The following is a 17,423-nucleotide window of genomic DNA, read 5'->3' as shown; positions in this document are numbered from 1 at the left end:
ATGACCGTGGAGTGAAGGTACTTTGTGTACTACACTCGACGTTCGTGCGATTGTTGTTTTAGGAGGATCAAACGTATGACAACCAAAGCTTTAGCAGGCAAAGTGGCGTTGGTGGCTGGAGCAACCCGTGGTTGTGGGCGCGGAATTGCCGTCAGCTTGGGCGAGGCTGGCGCAACTGTCTATTGTACAGGCCGCACCACGCGCACTCAACGCTCACCGATCGATCGGGCCGAAACGATCGATGATACTGCTGAGATGGTTACGGCTGCTGGTGGTCAGGGCATTGCAGCCCAAGTTGATCATAGCGATCCCGCCCAAGTACAAGCACTTATTCAACGGATTAATACTGAGCAAGCAGGCCAGCTCGATATTGTGGTCAACGATATTTGGGGCGGCGAAACGGCAGTGGTCTGGGGCCAAAAGTTCTGGGAAGGCGATATTCACAAAAATCTGAACCTCTTGCACAATTCAATTGATACCCACTTAATTACCTCATTTTATGCAGCGCCATTGCTGGTTGCTCGTGGCCAAGGCTTGATTATCGAAGTAACCGATGGCGATACGCTTAACTATCGCGGCCATAGCATCTACGATTTGATTAAAACTAGCGTGATGCGCATCGCCGTTGGCATGCACGAAGATTTAAAAGACCATGGCGTGACTGCATTAGCGGTAACGCCAGGCTTTTTACGCTCCGAGCAAATGCTTGATCACTTTGGCGTAGCCGAGGAAAATTGGCGCGATGCGATTGCCAAGGAGCCACATTATAGCGAATCGGAAACGCCCTATTACCTTGGGCGTGGCATTGTGGCCTTGGCGAGCGACCCCAATGTGGCGCAAAAGGCTGGCAAAACCTGGGCTTCGTGGACATTGATGGAAGAATATGGTTTCTTTGATGTTGATGGCCGTCAGCCCAATTGGGGTGCATTTTACGCCAACGTGCTCGAACAAGCCGCAAAAGGATGAATTATGAGGGATGAGGGAGGAAGTTGCGAAGATAGAACATAGAACATAGAGCATAAGGTAAGGATGAATTATGAGGGATGAGGGATGAAATTTAACCACGAAGAGCACGAAGGGAAATGGCTATTGGCTCTAGGCTATCGGCTATCGGAATATAATTCGTGTAATTCGTGCAATTCGTGGCTAAAAAGGTAACGTTTGAGGGATGAGTCATGAGGAATGAAAATTTTTCTTCATAATTCATCCCTCATAATTCATCCTTCATCCTTATTCAACGGCTGCATTTAAGCGCACATAATGAATATGATCTTCCCAGATGCCATTGATTTTGAGATATTTGCGGGCTAAGCCTTCGTGCTCAAAGCCTAGTTTTTCGACCACTCGAATCGAGCGTTGATTGCGCGGCATAATGTTGGCTTCGATGCGATGCAGGCGCAAATCGACAAACGCATACTGAATTACTGCCTGCAAGGCTTCGCTCATATAGCCGCGATTGGCGTAGCTTTGATGAATTTCGTAGCCAAGATGGCACGACCAGAACGCGCCGCGCACAATATTGCGCAAGGCAACCATGCCAACGATTGCTGGCTGATCGATTTCGGTCAACCATAAGGCTAAGCCCTGCTCGCGATCACGCCCGATGCGATCGCTGCGCAAGCGTTCGCGCTGGCCATCGAGGGTCAAAAAGTTTGCATCCATCGTCGGCGACCAAGCGCGGCGAAATTCGACATTGGCCTGATAAAACGCAAGTACGCGCTGCGCATCATATTCTTCGAGCACATGTAGTTGCAGCCGCTCAGTTTGACGTAAAAGCATCGCCATTCTCCTAAATCGAACATGCTAGCAAGAATGAGCCTTAAATGGCCTAAAATCTTGCAGAGATAAAAAAACACTGGTGGAATTGCTCCACCAGTGTTTGAAACTAAATCTTAGGTTTAGAGTGGGTTGGTCAGCACGACGATCACGGCGGTTGCCACGACGGTTGCCAAAGAAACTGGCAACAGGCGTTTCCAACCAAAATCCATCAGCTTGTCGTAGCGAATCCGTGGCAAGCTTGCGCGCACCCAAATCGACAAGAACAAGAAGAAGAAGATTTTGGCGGCGATGACGACAAAGCCAACCAACGCACCCCAGTTACCTGCAATATCTTCGAGATATGGGAAGCGCCAGCCACCAAGGAACATGGTTGCTGCAAAGCCGCTCATGGCGATCAGCTTCATATATTCGGCCATGAAGAACAGCGCAAACTTCATTGAGCTATATTCGGTAGCGTAGCCACCGACCAACTCTTGTTCTGCTTCAACCAAGTCGAAGGGTGCGCGGGTCACTTCAGCGGTGGCCGCAATCAAGAACAAGAAGAAGGCGACAAAGCCGGTTGGCGTAAAGACAAACCACTTGGGAATAAAGCCCAGCCACGTGCCAGCCTGCGCGTTGACCATCTGCACCAAATCGAGCGAGCCAAAGCCGTCGGCTGAGCGCGAGGCGGTCAACATCACTGGAACCAGCACCGAAAGCCCAAAGGCCAATTCATAGCTGATCATTTGAGCTGCTGAACGCACGCCACCAAGCATTGAATACTTGTTATTCGAGGCCCAACCGGCAAGGGTAATCCCATACACGCCGATTGAGGTTACGGCCAAGAAATAGAGCAAGCCAATGTTCAAGCTCGCAAAAGCCAACGGAATCCGCTCGCCAAACACCACTAAATCGGGGCCAAGCGGAATCACCGCGAAGATTACAATAGCCGGAATCGTCGCCAAAATGGGAGCAATCGTAAAGACCCATTTATCGGCGGTCGATGGCATAATATCTTCTTTGAACATCAACTTGACAGCATCGGCCAGCGGTTGCAAATAGCCATTGGGGCCAGCCTGATTAGGGCCGACCCGATGTTGCAAGCGCGCCAACACCTTGCGTTCCATCAGCGTGAGATAGGCAAAGCTGGTTAATGCAGCAAATGCTAATACCACAGCGTGGATAATCATCACCCATAGTGAGCGATCTTGCATGGCCTAGGCCTCCCGACGAATGGCTACTGGCGTTGCGCCACCTTCGACGACGCTGACCAAGCCCACATTATTAACCCCAACAGGTACGACGACCACGCCTTCGGGCGCAAGTTTGGTACGGTGAACTGGCAAACTAAGGCTGCCACGGCCAGAGCTAACGGTCACACGCTCGCCATTTTTGACCCCAAGCTTATCGGCATCAACTGGGTTGAGCGCGACCACGGCCTTGGCCTTGCGGTTGTTCAACAAGTCGGTGTCGGTCAGCAGCGCACCATCATCATACAAGAAGGTTGCGCCAACCAAGGTCCATGGGCGGTCGGCAACGCTGGCTGGGGTGCTCACGCTGAATGGCTGCAAGGTTTGGATTGAGCTGGTTTCTACCGCTGCTGGCAATTGCACACCCAAGCCACCAGTATTTTGGTAGGACGTGCCATCGAAATAGTAGTTTTCGTTGGCTTGGCGGCCCCATTGGCCAGTTGGGCCTTGCAAGCTGGCATAGCTTACGCCTTTGTATCCAGCGACATTGGCTTGAATGTCCATCAGAATTTCTGCTGGCGAAGCATAGGTCCACTCACTGCGCACGCGGGCTTTATCTTCTTCGCGGCGGGCTTGCTTGCGGCTCTTATCGCCACCAGCAGCGCTCAACACGGCTTCGGAAACCAATTGATTGGCCAAGGCTTGCAAAATTTGCCAGTCGGGCCGAGCATTGATCGTTGGGCGAATTGCTTGGCGGAAGCGCTGCACGCGGCGTTCGGCGTTGGTGTAGGTTCCTTCACGCTCGGCAACGCTCAAAACTGGCAAGACCACATCGGCCAATTTGGCGGTTTCGGTCAAGAACAGCTCTTGCACAACCAACAAACCAAGCTTCTTCAAGCTCTCGGCAGCAGCAGGATTATCGCCAACGGGATCAACCCCAGCTACATACAAGGCTTTGATTTTGCCTTCGCGGGCGGCGCTGAGCATTTGCTTGGCATCAAGGCCTGCATTGCTCAAGGCTGCATAATTTGGCCCACGATCAGGCCGTACGCCCAAATCAAGCGCGCCACGAGCATTTGCGCCTTTGAGCAAGCTGATCAAGCCGCTATTGGCAGCGCCAGCTTTGCGCGTCATCACCAAGAGGTTCGCCAAGCCAGCAGGCACGCTTGCGCCAGCAGTCAAGGCATCGCGACCATAGAAGATCACCAAGTTTTCGGCGCTGTTGATGAGCTCGGCAACCGCATTGAGCTTATCGGCGCTAATGCCAGCAGCTTGCTCATCGAGATTGAAGCCTTTGAGCGAGGCCACCAAATCGTTGAAGCCGCGCAGGGTTGCGCGTTTGCCATCGGCTGGCGTGCTATCGAGCAATGGCTTGAGCAAGGCTGCCAAAATGGCGCTTTCGCTGCCATATTTGTAGCGCAAAGCGTGCTTGGCGATACTATCGAGCTTGGTTGGGCGACCATTGAGCGTAATCACGCTGCCGCCACGGGTGTTGATGCCGCGAATCCGTAGCAAATGAACTGGCGCTTCTTCTTCTGGGTCTGCGCCAAACACCAGCACAACCGTGCCTTTGCCAAGGGTTGAAAGATCGGTGCCGCTATGAATGCCATATTGCGCGCCAACATCGTCAAGCGGCAAGTCCAAGGCCGAGCCTGAGCGATGATCAATGTTTGCCGAGCCAAGCGTTTCGCGGAAGAAGCGTTGGAAGGCGTAGAGATCTTCGTTGGCCAACGATGTGCCTGCCAAACCACCAATGGCTTTGCCGCCAGTGGTGCTGCGAATGCCATCAAGTTGTTGGGCAACGATGCTCAAAGCTTCTTCCCAAGTCGCTTCTTGCAGTTTGCCAGCCTTGCGCACCAATGGCGTGGTCAGGCGTTGCTTGCTGGTATTGAAGTGATGGCCGAAGCGACCGCGATCGCACAGCCAAATTTCGTTGACTGCATCGTTTTCGCGTGGCATCACCCGTTTGATGTCGTTCGAGCGGGTATCGAAGGTCATGTTACAGCCGACTGAGCAGTGATTACAGACCGTTGGAATTGGCTGCAATTCCCAAACCCGAGCTTTGAAGCGGAAGTCAGCTGAGGTCAACGCGCCCACTGGACAGATGTCAGTGGTGTTGCCTGAGAACTTGCTATCAAATTCTGGGTCGGATTGCGAGATGATGTGCCAAGCGCGGCCACGGTTGTAGAAGCCCAGCACCGGATCGCCAGCAATTTCATCTTGGAAGCGCACACAGCGGGCGCACAAGATACAGCGTTCGCGGTCGAGATAAATTAAATCGCCAAGTGGCACTGGTTTTTCAAAGTGCACTTTATCGTTATAGTCGAAGCGGGTTTTGCCCGGCCCCCAACCCATGGTCAAGTTTTGCAATGGGCATTCGCCGCCCTTATCGCAAACCGGACAATCGAGTGGGTGGCTGGTGAGCAAGGCTTCCAACACGCCGCGCTGAGCGTGCTCAACTTCGGAATCTTGGGTAACCACGACCATACCTTCGCTGACGGGCGTGGTACAGGCGGTTTGCAAGCGTGGCATCATCGCAATCACTGATTTGCCATCAGCGTCAACGACTGGCTGACGGGTGGCTGGGTCCATCTTGGGCGTTCCCACCTTGACCACACACATCCGGCACATGCCGACGGGAGCCATTTTGGGGTGATAGCAGAACACCGGAATCAGATTTTCGACCTGACGGGCAGCTTCGACGACCAAGGTGCCTTTTGGCACCGAGACCGTCTGCCCATCAATCGTCAACGTAACCATATCAGGCATGAGGCTGCCCTTTCTTGTATAAAGTACGTTTCAATAGTTTTTAGCCACGAATTTTTTGCCACAGATTAGCACAGATTAGCGCAGATTAGATTATTTAACGAATCAAACGCTTATATTGCAATGATGTACTGCCAAAATTTAGCAGTAAAGCAATACCTAATCGGGTAATTGATAAATAATTGAGTGTTTGAGCAACATGGTTGGGATGCAATTGATCAATTGCTTTAATCTCAACAATGAGGCACTGCTCAACCACAAAATCTGCGATAAAATCGCCAACAACGATTTCTTTATACCAAACAGGCAAATGTTGTTGCTCAACAAAAAGAATATGTCGTTGTTGTAGTTCATATGCCAAGGCCTTTTGATATACCGATTCTAGCAGACCTGGCCCAAGTTGCTGATGAACTTCCATCGCGGCATCAATAAGCGTATAGGTCAAATCACCGTGTATAAATTTAGGCATTTTGACACCTTTTTGATTCGCACAATGCCAATCGATGGTCATCTGTGTCATCTGTGTCAATCTGTGGCTAAAAATGTGCGTTATAAAACTATACTGAAACGATCAATAATGCTTAGTGCTGTGCATCAATCGCTGCATCAAGCTCAGGCCGGAAGAACTTGATCGCGCTATTGACTGCTGAGACTGACGAATCGCCCAGTGGGCAGAAACACTTGCCAAGCATTTGCTTGCCAACATCAGCCAGCAACTCAATATCACCAACTCGTCCGTGGCCTTCGTCGATCCGCTCCCAAACCTTGACCAAGAAGTGCGTGCCTTCGCGGCAGGGCGAACACTTGCCACACGATTCGTGTTTGAAGAATTCGTCGACCTTCAAAGCCGCCCGCACAACTGGAACCGAGGTATCGAGCACCACCATCGCGCCTGAGCCGAGCATCGTGCCAGCAGCGGCCATATCATCCCATGTCATTGGTATATCGAGGTGTTCCTCGGTCAGCCAGTTGGATGAAGCGCCGCCTGGAATGATGAACTTCAAGGGCAGATTTGGGTCGCGCATGCCGCCAGCCCATTCGAAAATGAACTCGCGAATCGTGATGCCCAAGGGAATTTCATAGTTGCCAGGCTTTTTGACGTGGCCGCTAATCGAAACAGCCTTGGTACCAGGCGATTTTTCGGTGCCGAACGAGCGGAACCAATCAGCGCCTTTTTCAATAATCCGTGGCACGTTGGTCAAGGTTTCGACGTTGTTGACCACGGTTGGCTTGGCATACAAACCAGCGACTGCTGGGAATGGTGGCTTCAAGCGTGGCTGGCCAATCTTGCCTTCGAGCGATTCGAGCAAGGCGGTTTCTTCGCCACAAATATAGGCTCCAGCGCCGCGATGGACATAAATTTCCACATCGTAGCCTGAGCCAAACAAATTCTTGCCAATCAAGCCACGTTCGCGAGCTTCGGCAATTTTTTGCTCAAGGAAGCGTGCGCCATAGGCAAACTCGCCGCGAATGTAGATATAGGCGACGTTTGCTCCAATTGCAAAGGCACTAATGACAATCCCTTCGAGCAATTGATGGGGGTTTTCGTCGATAATTTCGTGGTTGTTGAACGTGCCTGGCTCGCTCTCATCGGCGTTAACCACCAAATATTTGGGGTTTAATTCCTTGGGAACAAAGCTCCATTTAACCCCGGTGGGGAAGCCAGCGCCGCCACGACCGCGCAAGCCCGATTTTTTAACTTCGTCGATAATTGCGGCAGGAGTCATGCTGGTCAAGGCTTGCTTGGCCATTGCATACCCACCATTTGCCAGATACACATCGAGATCGCGAATATTTTCAACATCGCGATTGCGCATCACAATATGTTCTTTGATTTCTGTCTTAGGCATAAGCACCCTCACGAATTATGAAGTATGAATTATGAAGGATGAACATAACCGAAGCTATTTCATACTTCATCCCTCATCCTTCATCCTTAGACTAGCGTTCTGCAAGGCGGCCAGAGATGCTCACGGGCTTGCCAGATTCGACATCGTTGCGCAGCTTGGTGAGCATGGCTTCGACTTTATCGGGCAAGACGCGGTTGTGAAACTCTAAGTTGGCTTGCAGCACGGGGGCTTGATCGCAAGCGGCAATACATTTCACGCGGCGCAGCGTAAAGACCTTATCCTTGGTCGTTTCGCCAGCTTTAATCCCCAGCCGATTTTCTAAGTCGGCGACCAGCTCTTCAGCACCACAGAAGCAGCATGGTACGTCGTCGCAGACATCGAGCACAATCTTGCCAACGTCTTCGTTATAAAAGAGTGTATAAAAACCTACGACCTCAAAAACATCGGTATAGGGCAAATCGAGAATCTCGGCCACTTCGCGAATCGAATCGCGATTCAAGCGACCATAGACATCTTGGGCCAAATATAACAACGGCAACAAGGCCGAGCGTTTGCGATCGACAGGGTAACGGGCCAAAATTCCATCAATTTCAGCCTTGTGTTGTTCGTACAGCACCAGAGGCTCCTTACTTAACGATCCACTTCCCCAAGCACCGGATCGATGCTCGCAATCAATGCCACCAAGTCGGCCATCAATTTGCCTTTGGCGATGTGGGGCAAGGCTTGCAAATTAATAAATGAAGGTGCGCGGAAGTGGACACGCCATGGTTGGGGAGTGCCATCGCTCACCACATAACAGCCAATTTCACCCCGTGGTGATTCGATTGCCATATAGGCTGAACCACGCGGTGGGCGGAAGCCTTCCGTCCACAGCTTAAAGTGGTGAATGAGCGATTCCATGCTGTAGGTAATTTCGCTCTTTGGTGGCGGCGCAACTTTACGGTTATCGGTGATGTAGGGCTGGCCATGCATTTGCTTGAGCCGCTCGATCGCTTGGCGGGCAATCTTGACGCTTTCGCGCATTTCTTGCACGCGGCAGCGATAGCGGTCGTAAATATCGCCATTGTAGCCAACTGGCACATCAAATTGGTAGGTTTCGTAGCCGCTGTAGGGCATGGTTTTGCGCAAGTCCCAATCGACTCCGCTGGCGCGCAGGTTTGCGCCCGATAAACCAAGCGCAATTGCATCGGCGGCATTGACCACGCCTACGCCGAGGGTGCGTTGCTTCCACAGCAAGTTGTTGGTCAACAAATCTTCGTATTCGTCGACCTTGGGCAAAAAGTGGGTCAAGAAATCTTCCACGGTTGGAATGAAGTCGGCGGGAATATCCCACGCCAAGCCACCAACGCGGAAATAACTGGTCATCATGCGTGCGCCAGTCAGCATCTCGAAAATATCGAGAATGTATTCGCGTTCGCGCATTGCATAGAAGAACACACTCATTGCTGCCAAGTCGAGCGCGTGCGTGCCCAACCAAACCAAGTGCGAATTGATGCGGGTAATTTCCAGCAACAAGACCCGCAAGGTTTGGGCGCGTTCTGGCACATCTTGCTTCATCAACTTTTCGATTGCCGCCACATAGACCATATTGTTTGACATTGGCGCAAGGTAATCCATGCGGTCGGTCAGTACAATCGATTTGGTGTAGGTTTTGGTTTCGATCGTTTTTTCGATGCCAGTGTGCAAAAAGCCCACGTCGGGCGCAAGTTGCACCACGTTTTCGCCATTCAATTCAACGGCTAGGCGCAACACCCCGTGAGTTGAAGGGTGTTGCGGCCCCATGCTCAAAATCATGGATTGCTCGCCATTTTCATCAGGCTCGTTATCTAAGGCCACCGCCGCAATCTGCGAAGGTGTTGGAATTTCAATATTGGGGTACGCATGTGCGTGCATCACCATAGCGCATTACTCCTTCGCGAAGGGCTTATTGGCGTAAATCCAATCTTCGTTATGGGTGAAGGCCACTTCCTCATAGCCCAAGGGATGATCTTTGCGCTGTGGATGGCCTAACCAATCTTCAGGCATCAAAATGCGTTCGAGGCCAGGATGCCCAGTGAAGATGATGCCAAACATATCGTAGGTTTCGCGCTCTTGGAAGTTGGCAGTTGGAAACAGCAGAGCCAAAGTTGGAATCGTTGGATCGGCTTCGGGCACTTCGATATGCAAGGTGACCCGCATTTTATTCTGGAACGAGGTTAAATGCACAACGACCTCAAAGCGTGGCTCACGCCCAAGGTAATCGACCCCGCAGAGTTGATTTAAAAAGGTAAAGCTGAGATCTGGCTCATCGCGTAGCCAACCAGCGACTGCTGGCAACAGCTCACGTTCGACGGTGAAGCACAGATCGCCTGCTTCATCGCCAATGCGAACGGTAGGGAATTGGGCAGAGACGCGCTGCTCCAAGGTTGCTCTATCTATCATAGCTTCCTCAATGAAGAGTGACGTAGCCACAGCGAGACGCTGCTCCATGGCGGAGGCAGCGTAATGAGTGTCCCAAATACGGCGTAGGGCAAGGCGCTTGATCGCCGGTGATCAAGGCCGCTTGCCCCACGCGCAATTGGCGACATTTAGCCAAGTGGCTTAAGTGCGCCACGTTCTGCTTGTTCGATCCGAACCGGCTTGCCATCGGCATGATCGGTAATTTTGTCGCGCTTGATCTTTTCGTGCAATTGCAAAATCCCGTCGATCAAGGCTTCTGGGCGGGGTGGGCAGCCAGCAACATAGACATCGACTGGCACAATTTCATCAACCCCTTGCACGATGGCATAGTTGTTGTAGACCCCACCACACGAGGCGCAATCGCCCATGGCCACAACCCACTTGGGTTCTGGCATTTGGTCGTAGAGGCGGCGCAAGACTGGAGCCATTTTACGGCTCACCCGCCCAGCGACAATCATCAAATCTGCTTGGCGCGGTGAGGCGCGCATCAATTCAAGCCCAAAGCGTGACATGTCGTAATTTGAGGCTTGGCCCGCCATCATTTCGATTGCGCAGCACGCCAAACCAAACAACATCGGCCACATGGCCTTGGTGCGACCCCAGTTGACGACCCCTTCGAGGGTTGTGGTGACAATCCCCAAGTCGCCAGCTTTTTCTTCTAATCCCATCGGAGCGCTCCCTTCCGCCAGATGTAGATAAAGCCAACTAGCAGAATGCCCATAAACGCGCCCATTTCGGCTAGCCCAAATAGGCCCATTTGACGGAAATAGAGTGCATAGGGCATTAAAAAGATAATTTCAATATCGAACAAGATGAACAGCATGGCAACCACATAGAAACGGACTGGCATCCGTTGCATTGCTTCGCCCAGCGGGGTCATCCCCGATTCGTAAGGGATGAGTTTGCGCTTTGTTGCCTTTTTGGGGCCAAGGATGGCTGACAGCACTAAGGCTGCAACTGGAATGACCACCCCTACAACAAAGATAATGAAGATCGGCAAAAATGGCCGTAGCATAAGCTGCTCCTCCGGCACGGACACAATCGGCATAAAGAATTATATCCCTATTGATGATTGTGTCAAAAAGGACAAAGTAGGCTCATCCGCGTTTTGCGGCAATCTGACGCGGCTAAATTGACTTTGCATTCTAGCCCCTATCATACTCGATTCGGCCAATTTTGAGTAGCGCGATAAAAGGATGAAGGATGAGGGATGAGGGATGAAGACAAGAGCAAAGAACATAGAACATAGAACATAGGAGTAGGGATCAGGGATCAGGGGTCAGGGGCTGGGGTTCAGGTTGTAGGCTCTGGGCTTTTGGCTATCGGAACCTCATTGGTGCAATTCGTGGAATTCGTGGCTAAAATAATTAAGGATGAGGGATGAAGGGGCGAGGGTTCAGGCTCTAGGCTTTGGGCTATTGGAACAATAATCACGCGAATCTGTGCAATCTGTGGCGAAAAAATGTTCTTCGTGCTCTTCGTGTTCTTCGTGGTTTCTGGCTCTTTGAGGAGCATGTATAATGGTGCATTATGCTATTACTTTTTCCTGGCGAACCATTTAATCTGCCCCAGGTTGAGCCGGTCTATGCTGCGGAAGCGGTGGCTGCCGAGCAACTTGGGCTGGCGTGGGCTGTGATTGATCTTGAGGCCTTGATCGATGGCGCGATTAAGCAGGCCTTGCGCCGTGTGCCTACCGCCACTGCCCCAACCTTGGCGGTCTATCGCGGTTGGATGCTGAGCCTTGACCAGTATCAGCAGTTAAGCAACGGCTTGGCTGCCAGAAATTATCAATTAATTAATGACCCCGCCAGCTATACACATTGCCATCATTTGCCCAATGTGTTGCCGTTGCTTGGTAATCAAACGCCTGCCAGCATCGTGTTTCCCCAAGCTCAGGGCTTGGATGCAGCCAGCATTGCGCACGAGGCAGCAGGCTCTTTTGGCCAGCAGGCGTTGATCATCAAAGATTACGTGAAATCGCGCAAGTACGAATGGCATGAAGCTTGTTTTATTCCCAATGCTAGCGACCAAGCCCAAAGTGCCAAGGTGATTCAGACCTTTATTGAGCGCCAAGGAGCCGATTTGGTTGGTGGCGTGGTGCTCCGCGCTTGGCATGCGCTGGAAATTTGGCAAGCCCACCAGCAAAGCGGCCTCGCCTTGGCCTACGAATATCGCAGCTTTTGGCTGGATGGCAGGTTGCTCTGGGCCACACCCTACTGGGATCATCAGCCAAGCCAGCCAACCCCAGATTGGGCGCGTTATGCCGAGCTTGCCCAACAGGTACAAAGCCGTTTTTGGACATTGGATCTGGCGCTAACCCAAACCGGCGCTTGGCTGATTATTGAGCTTGGCGATGGTCAAGTTTCAGGCTTACCCGACCATGCCAGCGCCCACGAGTTTTTGCACGCTTTGGCTCAACGCTTGGCAGCCACGTGATGGGCAAACCAAGCCTCTGCTTCTGCAACGGTAGCGCAGAAATAGCAAAAGCCACGTTTGTTTTCTTCGTAGGCCATTTCAGCAAAATATTGGCTATGGGCATAGGTGCTTAAATCAACAATAATTGCTGCGTGAATGCTATATTGGCGCAGCTTGGTTAAAATTTCGCCAGCTTCACGACTGCTTAAATCAAAAAAGCCAGCAGTTAAATTTTCAGGATACAAGGCTAAATTATCGCAATTTTCGCCAAAGCAATATTCTAAAAGCTCGTTAATTTCACTCAGTTTTTGCAAAACTGGTTGCTGTTGCTGGCCAATTAGGTAGCGTAGCGGCGGTTTTTCGACAAGCTGAAGCTCCATCAGCGATGCTCCTTATTCTAGAGATACAATATCAACCTAACCATTGAACCATAGCCAAGCCCAATTGGTCTAGGTCTTGGGGCGCATCTCGCTTGGGCTTGAAGATGGATTTAGCGATTGTTAAGCGAAATACTGCAAAATCTCACCAAGTTCTTAGCTAGTTGGCACGAAGTTTGCAAGCTCGCTATGCTACAATGGCTTCTATGAAGCGCGATGAGATTCTTATGCTTAAAAAATTTCCTCAAGTAGCATTAATAGTGTTGCTGTTAGCAAGTTGTAGCCGCGATGTTGTCGGCCAACCAACGCCTACGCCGCTGCCGTCGCCTGCCCAATTGTTGCAACAAGCAGAGCAACATCAACAGGCCGATCAAGTTGATCAGGCCTTGAGCGATTATCAACAGGTGTTGTTGCAATATCCCGATGCACCCGAAGCGCGAGTTGCCAAGTTTGGCATTGGCTATAGTGCCTTTTTGCGCCACGATTGGCCAGCAGCTTGGTCGCAATTAAGTTCGTTTATCAACGAGCAAATTCATGATCAATGGCATTTGCGCGCCTTGTTTTTATTAGGCCGCGTCGCCGAAATTCAAGGCGATCATACGGTGGCCATCCAAGCCTATCAACAATATGAAGACCTCAAAGGTTTGTTGAGTGGCTATGCTGCCCAGCGCCGCGCCGCCCAGCTGCAAGCAACCAACCAAACCGATCAGGCGATTGCGGCCTACGCTGCTAGCGGTCGCTACGATATGGCCGGACCTGAACGAGTGGCGAGCCTCAACAAAGCGCTCGAATTTTATGATCAAACTGGTCAGCCAGCCCAAGCCCTAGCCCAGCTTGAAGTAATTTTGAGCTTTGCCCGCACACCGAGCTTTCGCGCCACAACTTTGCTTGATGCAGCGCGCCGTGCCCGAAACTTGGGTAACACTGAGCAAGCCAAAACATGGCTACGCGAAATCATCAACCAGCACCCGACTATGGGCGAAGCACCAATTGCGCTTGATGAATTGGCAGCCTTGGGCGAATCAACCCCAGTGCTGGCAGCCGCAGGCATTGCCTACAGCCATGGTGAGTATCTTGATGCGGTGAGTTTGTTCGACCAAGTGCTTGCCAATGGCCTGAGTGGCGAGGAAGGCGCTGAAATCGAGCGCAAACGGGCTTTGGCCTTGCGCCAACTCAATGATTTTGCTGGCGCACAAGCAGGCTTCAATAGCATCGCCGAACGCTTTGCTGACTTGCCAATTGGCCGCCAATCGCGGCTCGATGCGATTCAGACCCAAGGCCAAGCAGGTGATCGCGAAGGCTCGCGCTTGGCCTATTTAGCCTTTGCCGATAGCTACCCCGATGATCCATTAGCCCCCGAAGCCTTGCGTCGTGTGGTCGAAATTACCTCGTGGAGCGGCGACCCTGCGGCGACGGCCAATGCCCAAATTATGCTTGGCCAGCGCTACCCATGGAGCCGCGAAGGCCAACAATCCTTGCATGCCGTAGGTCGTTATGCGTGGGATACAGGCCAAGTTGAGCAGGCGGCGGCTGTTTGGCAATTGTTGGGCGATAGCAATATTGGCCCACCGCGCGCCGAAGGCTATTATTGGCTTGGCCGTTTGGAAATTAGCCGTGGCAATCGCGAAAAAGGCGAGCAATTATTGCGCTCGGCTCAAGCTGCTGATCCAAATTCATATTATGCGGCGCGGGTTGCCGATGCACTCAATATCAACGATGGCGACCAATTGCCGATTGGCGCGCCGATTAGCCCTGAGGCCGAGCAATCAGGCTGGCAATGGATCGCCACATGGTCGACTGCGCCAACCAGCGATACCTTGGATACTGAGCCATATAGTTTGCGCGCCGAGGAATTAAGTTGGACAGATTTGCATAGTGAAGCTCAAGCAGAGTGGATTGCGGCTCGCGATGCTGCCTTGGATAATCCATTTAGCATCTATCGAGTAGCGTTGGCTGCGATGCGCAGCGATAAGCCGTATGCAGCGGTGACTACGGCCCAGCGTTTGGTGCAGCTTGCGCCGATTGAAGCTGGTGAGCCAAGTGTGGCCATTCGCCAATTACTCTATCCAACGCCCTATCCCAGCGCCATGATCACCAAGAGCCAAGAATTTGGGCTTGATCCACGGGTGCTGTATGCCGTGATGCGCCAAGAGAGTATTTTCAATCCCAATGCTACCTCGTGGGTTGGGGCGCGCGGCTTAGCCCAAGTAATGCCAACCACTGGCGAGGGCATTGCCCAAAATTTAGGCATCCAAGGCTTTAGCGTCGATGATTTGTATAATCCGGTGACCTCGATTCGCTTTGGCGCTTATTACATTGATGCTCAAATTGAATATATGAACGGTAGTTTGCCAGGTGCGTTTGCTGCCTACAATGGCGGGCCTGGCAATGCAGAGCGTTGGGCCGATGGCCGCATTGTGGCCGATCCCGACCGCTTTATTGAAATTATCGATTATGCCGAAACTCGCCACTATGTTGAGATTGTGTATGCCAACTATGGAGCCTATCGGCGCTTGTATCAGCAACCGTAAAGAAGAACATAGAACATAGAGCATAGAGCATAAGATTTGGGGATCATCAGTTTTGATCCACGAAGGACACGAAGGGCACGAAGAACGAAACCGCGAAGGACGCGAAGAGCGCGAAGGTTAAGTTTTGATCCTATGTTCTCTGCTCTCTGTTCTTTTTGCCTGCTGCCTTTTGATTTTTGCCTTCATCCTTTAACCAAGTTCTCTGCCCTCTATTCTTTTTTGACTTTTGACTTCTGCCTTTTGATTTTATTTTCATCCCTCATCCTGCATCCTTTTCTGTTCTCTGCTCTTTTCCCCTTTTTGATTTTTGCCTTCTGCCTTCATAATTCATCCTTCATACTTATCTTATGGTATGCTTACGGTATTTGTCAGCTGTACCAGAGGGATGTTGTATGCTCCACGTATCGAACGATCTGCGGGTAGTGTTAGAAACGCAAGCCATCGTAGGTGACGATTGGCTGCCGCCAACCAAAATTCGGGCACTCTACCTGAATGATCCCGCAGCGATTTGGCTTGAGCATCATGGCGCGGCCCATGGGTTTGCCCCCGAAACCCCTAGTTATGCCTTTTTGGATTTTTTGGCCGAAAAAGGCCAACAATTTGAGCAAGCCTGGCTTAAACGCAATGCCCCCGAAGCAGTTCAGGTGTGTGATCAGCCCTACGAGGGTCGCGAAGCGCAGCGAGTGTTGCAAACACTTGATCTGATTCAAGCTGGCGTGCCCGTGATTGCCCAACCAGCCTTGTGGTGGCCTGCTGAGCGGATTTTTGGCACACCCGATTTGATTGTGCTCAGTTCGTGGTTTCGTGAGCGCTACCCAGAACAAGCGCATTTGGTTGGCGACACTGAGCATTATTTGGTGCTCGATTTGAAGTTTTCCAGCAATCTCGATAAGCGCGAGAAGGCTGCCGATTTGAGTTGCTACAGCGCCCAAACGCGGATGTACAGCTATATGTTGGGCCAGATTCAGGGCATTATGCCCCAGCATGCCTTCTTAATCACCCGCGATCGTTTACATAATCCAATTCCGATTCCAATTGAAGTGCAGCTTGGCCAGCCGCTTGATGCTGATATTCGCGAACATTGCGAGCGTTATTTTGAAATTGTGCGCGTTGGCGGCCAATATGTGCCGTGGAATGACCCAATTGTGCAGCTGAACCCCAATGTGAGCGATGAACGCTGGAGCAAAGCTCGCGCTCAAATTCGCCAACGTCAACCAGGCGGCGAGATGTTGCGGCTGTGGAATATTGGGCCAACCGCGCAACAAAAATTAGTCAAAGCTGGCATTACGACCCTGTTGGGCCTGATGAATGCCGCCAGCCAGAGCATTCCCAAGGGCATTATGAAGTTTCCCGACCCGATGAAGGCGATTATGCAGGCCAATCATACGGGCATGGCTTTACGTGCGCCAAACATTGCCCCCGCCGCCAAACAATGGGAATTTTTTGTTGATTTCGAGTTTTTCAGCAATCTCAATGTTGATTTTGAGCAGCAATGGCCCCAGCTCAAAGGCACGCCCATGATCTTTATGATTGGCATTGGTTGGCTTGCTGATGGGCAGTGGCACTATCGCGAATGTATCGCCGAGCGCGAAGATCATGCCGCTGAAAAAGCGCTTTTGGCCGAATTTATTGCAATTTTACAGGCCCAAACCAACAATCAACTCGACCAAGCTGTGCTTTACCATTGGCACAACGCAGAGCCTGTTGAATGCCGCCACGCTGCTGCACGCCATCAATTGCCCAACGATCATATCTTGCTCAATTTGCCATGGTTCGATTTGAAAAATGTGCTGGTAAATAATGCTTGTGCTGTGCCTGGCGCGTGGGATTATTCGCTCAAGAGCATTGCCAAAGCCTTGGCGACCCTTGATGCCCAATATGACCCAGCATGGCCAACCGATTTGGCTGATGGCGCACAAGCGCAGTTAGTTGGTTGGTATGCTTATCGCCAAGCTGAGGCCCGGGCCAGCGCCGAAATGCAATTGCTCAGCCGCTACTTAGAGGCCGATTGTCGCGCCACATGGAAAATTTTGGCCTGGCTGCGCGCCGATGATGTTGCGCATTGATCGAATTTAGCAATGATGGGCTGCACAAACA

15 protein-coding genes are annotated in these 17,423 nt (G+C 51.6%); 4 read left to right on the top strand and 11 right to left on the bottom strand.

All coding sequences use genetic code 11. The features are described from left to right. The first annotated feature begins 75 nt into the window (after positions 1–75). Entirely contained in the window at positions 76–966 is an 891-nt protein-coding gene (locus C5S61_RS02015) for an SDR family oxidoreductase (RefSeq protein WP_110513454.1), read from the top strand. A gap of 264 nt (positions 967–1,230) precedes the next feature. Here the strand turns inward: C5S61_RS02015 and C5S61_RS02010 are convergent, their stop codons facing one another. From C5S61_RS02010 to C5S61_RS01965, 10 genes are all read right to left on the bottom strand, one after another. Next, positions 1,231–1,779 (bottom strand): GNAT family N-acetyltransferase, encoded by a 549-nt coding sequence (locus C5S61_RS02010; RefSeq protein ID WP_110513453.1) that lies wholly within the window; start codon positions 1,777–1,779, stop codon positions 1,231–1,233. A gap of 119 nt (positions 1,780–1,898) precedes the next feature. Continuing rightward, entirely contained in the window at positions 1,899–2,972 is a 1,074-nt protein-coding gene (gene nuoH, locus C5S61_RS02005) for an NADH-quinone oxidoreductase subunit NuoH (protein ID WP_110513452.1), read from the bottom strand. Positions 2,973–2,975: 3 nt separating this feature from the next. Beyond that, complete coding sequence (gene nuoG / locus C5S61_RS02000) at positions 2,976–5,717, bottom strand: NADH-quinone oxidoreductase subunit NuoG (RefSeq protein WP_110513451.1); 2,742 nt, start codon at positions 5,715–5,717, stop codon at positions 2,976–2,978. Between the two features lie 94 nt (positions 5,718–5,811). Continuing rightward, a complete protein-coding gene (locus tag C5S61_RS01995) occupies positions 5,812–6,225 on the bottom strand; it encodes a GxxExxY protein (RefSeq protein ID WP_164689169.1) in 414 nt (137 codons plus the stop codon). Between the two features lie 70 nt (positions 6,226–6,295). After that, positions 6,296–7,564 carry an NADH-quinone oxidoreductase subunit NuoF gene (gene nuoF / locus C5S61_RS01990; RefSeq protein WP_110513449.1) on the bottom strand — a complete coding sequence of 423 codons (1,269 nt, stop codon included), beginning with the start codon at positions 7,562–7,564 and terminating at the stop codon, positions 6,296–6,298. Between the two features lie 91 nt (positions 7,565–7,655). After that, entirely contained in the window at positions 7,656–8,180 is a 525-nt protein-coding gene (locus C5S61_RS01985; RefSeq protein WP_110513448.1) for a complex I 24 kDa subunit family protein, read from the bottom strand. Positions 8,181–8,194: 14 nt separating this feature from the next. Then, the gene (nuoD, locus tag C5S61_RS01980) at positions 8,195–9,463 is read right to left on the bottom strand and encodes an NADH dehydrogenase (quinone) subunit D (RefSeq protein WP_110513447.1); all 1,269 of its coding nucleotides are present in this window, start codon (positions 9,461–9,463) and stop codon (positions 8,195–8,197) included. A gap of 6 nt (positions 9,464–9,469) precedes the next feature. Beyond that, the gene (locus C5S61_RS01975) at positions 9,470–9,985 is read right to left on the bottom strand and encodes an NADH-quinone oxidoreductase subunit C (protein ID WP_110513446.1); all 516 of its coding nucleotides are present in this window, start codon (positions 9,983–9,985) and stop codon (positions 9,470–9,472) included. 146 nt (positions 9,986–10,131) lie between these two features. Then, a complete protein-coding gene (locus C5S61_RS01970; RefSeq protein ID WP_110513445.1) occupies positions 10,132–10,671 on the bottom strand; it encodes an NADH-quinone oxidoreductase subunit B in 540 nt (179 codons plus the stop codon). Next, the gene (locus C5S61_RS01965) at positions 10,662–11,018 is read right to left on the bottom strand and encodes an NADH-quinone oxidoreductase subunit A (protein WP_054534147.1); all 357 of its coding nucleotides are present in this window, start codon (positions 11,016–11,018) and stop codon (positions 10,662–10,664) included. The genes C5S61_RS01970 and C5S61_RS01965 overlap by 10 nt, the downstream gene beginning before the upstream one ends. A gap of 515 nt (positions 11,019–11,533) precedes the next feature. Between C5S61_RS01965 and C5S61_RS01960 the strand changes: the two genes are divergently transcribed. Then, positions 11,534–12,439: an ATP-grasp domain-containing protein gene (locus tag C5S61_RS01960; RefSeq protein ID WP_110513443.1), complete on the top strand. Its 906-nt coding sequence runs from the start codon at positions 11,534–11,536 to the stop codon at positions 12,437–12,439. On the opposite strand, the gene C5S61_RS01955 is transcribed toward C5S61_RS01960, so the two are convergent. Further along, the gene (locus tag C5S61_RS01955; RefSeq protein WP_110513442.1) at positions 12,418–12,798 is read right to left on the bottom strand and encodes a DUF4180 domain-containing protein; all 381 of its coding nucleotides are present in this window, start codon (positions 12,796–12,798) and stop codon (positions 12,418–12,420) included. The genes C5S61_RS01960 and C5S61_RS01955 overlap by 22 nt on opposite strands. 224 nt (positions 12,799–13,022) lie before the next feature. On the opposite strand from C5S61_RS01955, the gene C5S61_RS01950 reads away from it, so the two are divergent. Further along, entirely contained in the window at positions 13,023–15,326 is a 2,304-nt protein-coding gene (locus C5S61_RS01950) for a transglycosylase SLT domain-containing protein (protein ID WP_164689168.1), read from the top strand. 392 nt (positions 15,327–15,718) lie between these two features. Further along, positions 15,719–17,392, top strand: coding sequence for a ribonuclease H-like domain-containing protein (locus C5S61_RS01945; RefSeq protein ID WP_164689167.1), 1,674 nt, complete (start codon positions 15,719–15,721; stop codon positions 17,390–17,392). The last annotated feature ends 31 nt before the right edge of the window (positions 17,393–17,423 follow it).

Source organism: Herpetosiphon llansteffanensis, from assembly GCF_003205875.1.
Classification (GTDB): domain Bacteria; phylum Chloroflexota; class Chloroflexia; order Chloroflexales; family Herpetosiphonaceae; genus Herpetosiphon; species Herpetosiphon llansteffanensis.
Note: the sequence above shows the minus strand (reverse complement) of the source record. Positions and strands in the feature narration are given on the sequence as shown.

What these genes read in the sequence shown, in the direction of transcription:
- C5S61_RS01995 (WP_164689169.1), bottom strand. Translation starts at nt 6,225, where the DNA reads ATGACCATCGATTGGCATTGTGCGAATCAAAAAGGTGTCAAAATGCCT.
- C5S61_RS02010 (WP_110513453.1), bottom strand. Translation starts at nt 1,779, where the DNA reads ATGCTTTTACGTCAAACTGAGCGGCTGCAACTACATGTGCTCGAAGAA.
- C5S61_RS01970 (WP_110513445.1), bottom strand. Translation starts at nt 10,671, where the DNA reads ATGGGATTAGAAGAAAAAGCTGGCGACTTGGGGATTGTCACCACAACC.
- C5S61_RS01945 (WP_164689167.1), top strand. Translation starts at nt 15,719, where the DNA reads ATGCTCCACGTATCGAACGATCTGCGGGTAGTGTTAGAAACGCAAGCC.
- C5S61_RS01960 (WP_110513443.1), top strand. Translation starts at nt 11,534, where the DNA reads ATGCTATTACTTTTTCCTGGCGAACCATTTAATCTGCCCCAGGTTGAG.
- nuoH (WP_110513452.1), bottom strand. Translation starts at nt 2,972, where the DNA reads ATGCAAGATCGCTCACTATGGGTGATGATTATCCACGCTGTGGTATTA.
- C5S61_RS01965 (WP_054534147.1), bottom strand. Translation starts at nt 11,018, where the DNA reads ATGCTACGGCCATTTTTGCCGATCTTCATTATCTTTGTTGTAGGGGTG.
- C5S61_RS01950 (WP_164689168.1), top strand. Translation starts at nt 13,023, where the DNA reads ATGCTTAAAAAATTTCCTCAAGTAGCATTAATAGTGTTGCTGTTAGCA.
- nuoG (WP_110513451.1), bottom strand. Translation starts at nt 5,717, where the DNA reads ATGCCTGATATGGTTACGTTGACGATTGATGGGCAGACGGTCTCGGTG.
- C5S61_RS01955 (WP_110513442.1), bottom strand. Translation starts at nt 12,798, where the DNA reads ATGGAGCTTCAGCTTGTCGAAAAACCGCCGCTACGCTACCTAATTGGC.
- C5S61_RS01975 (WP_110513446.1), bottom strand. Translation starts at nt 9,985, where the DNA reads ATGATAGATAGAGCAACCTTGGAGCAGCGCGTCTCTGCCCAATTCCCT.
- nuoD (WP_110513447.1), bottom strand. Translation starts at nt 9,463, where the DNA reads ATGGTGATGCACGCACATGCGTACCCCAATATTGAAATTCCAACACCT.
- nuoF (WP_110513449.1), bottom strand. Translation starts at nt 7,564, where the DNA reads ATGCCTAAGACAGAAATCAAAGAACATATTGTGATGCGCAATCGCGAT.
- C5S61_RS02015 (WP_110513454.1), top strand. Translation starts at nt 76, where the DNA reads ATGACAACCAAAGCTTTAGCAGGCAAAGTGGCGTTGGTGGCTGGAGCA.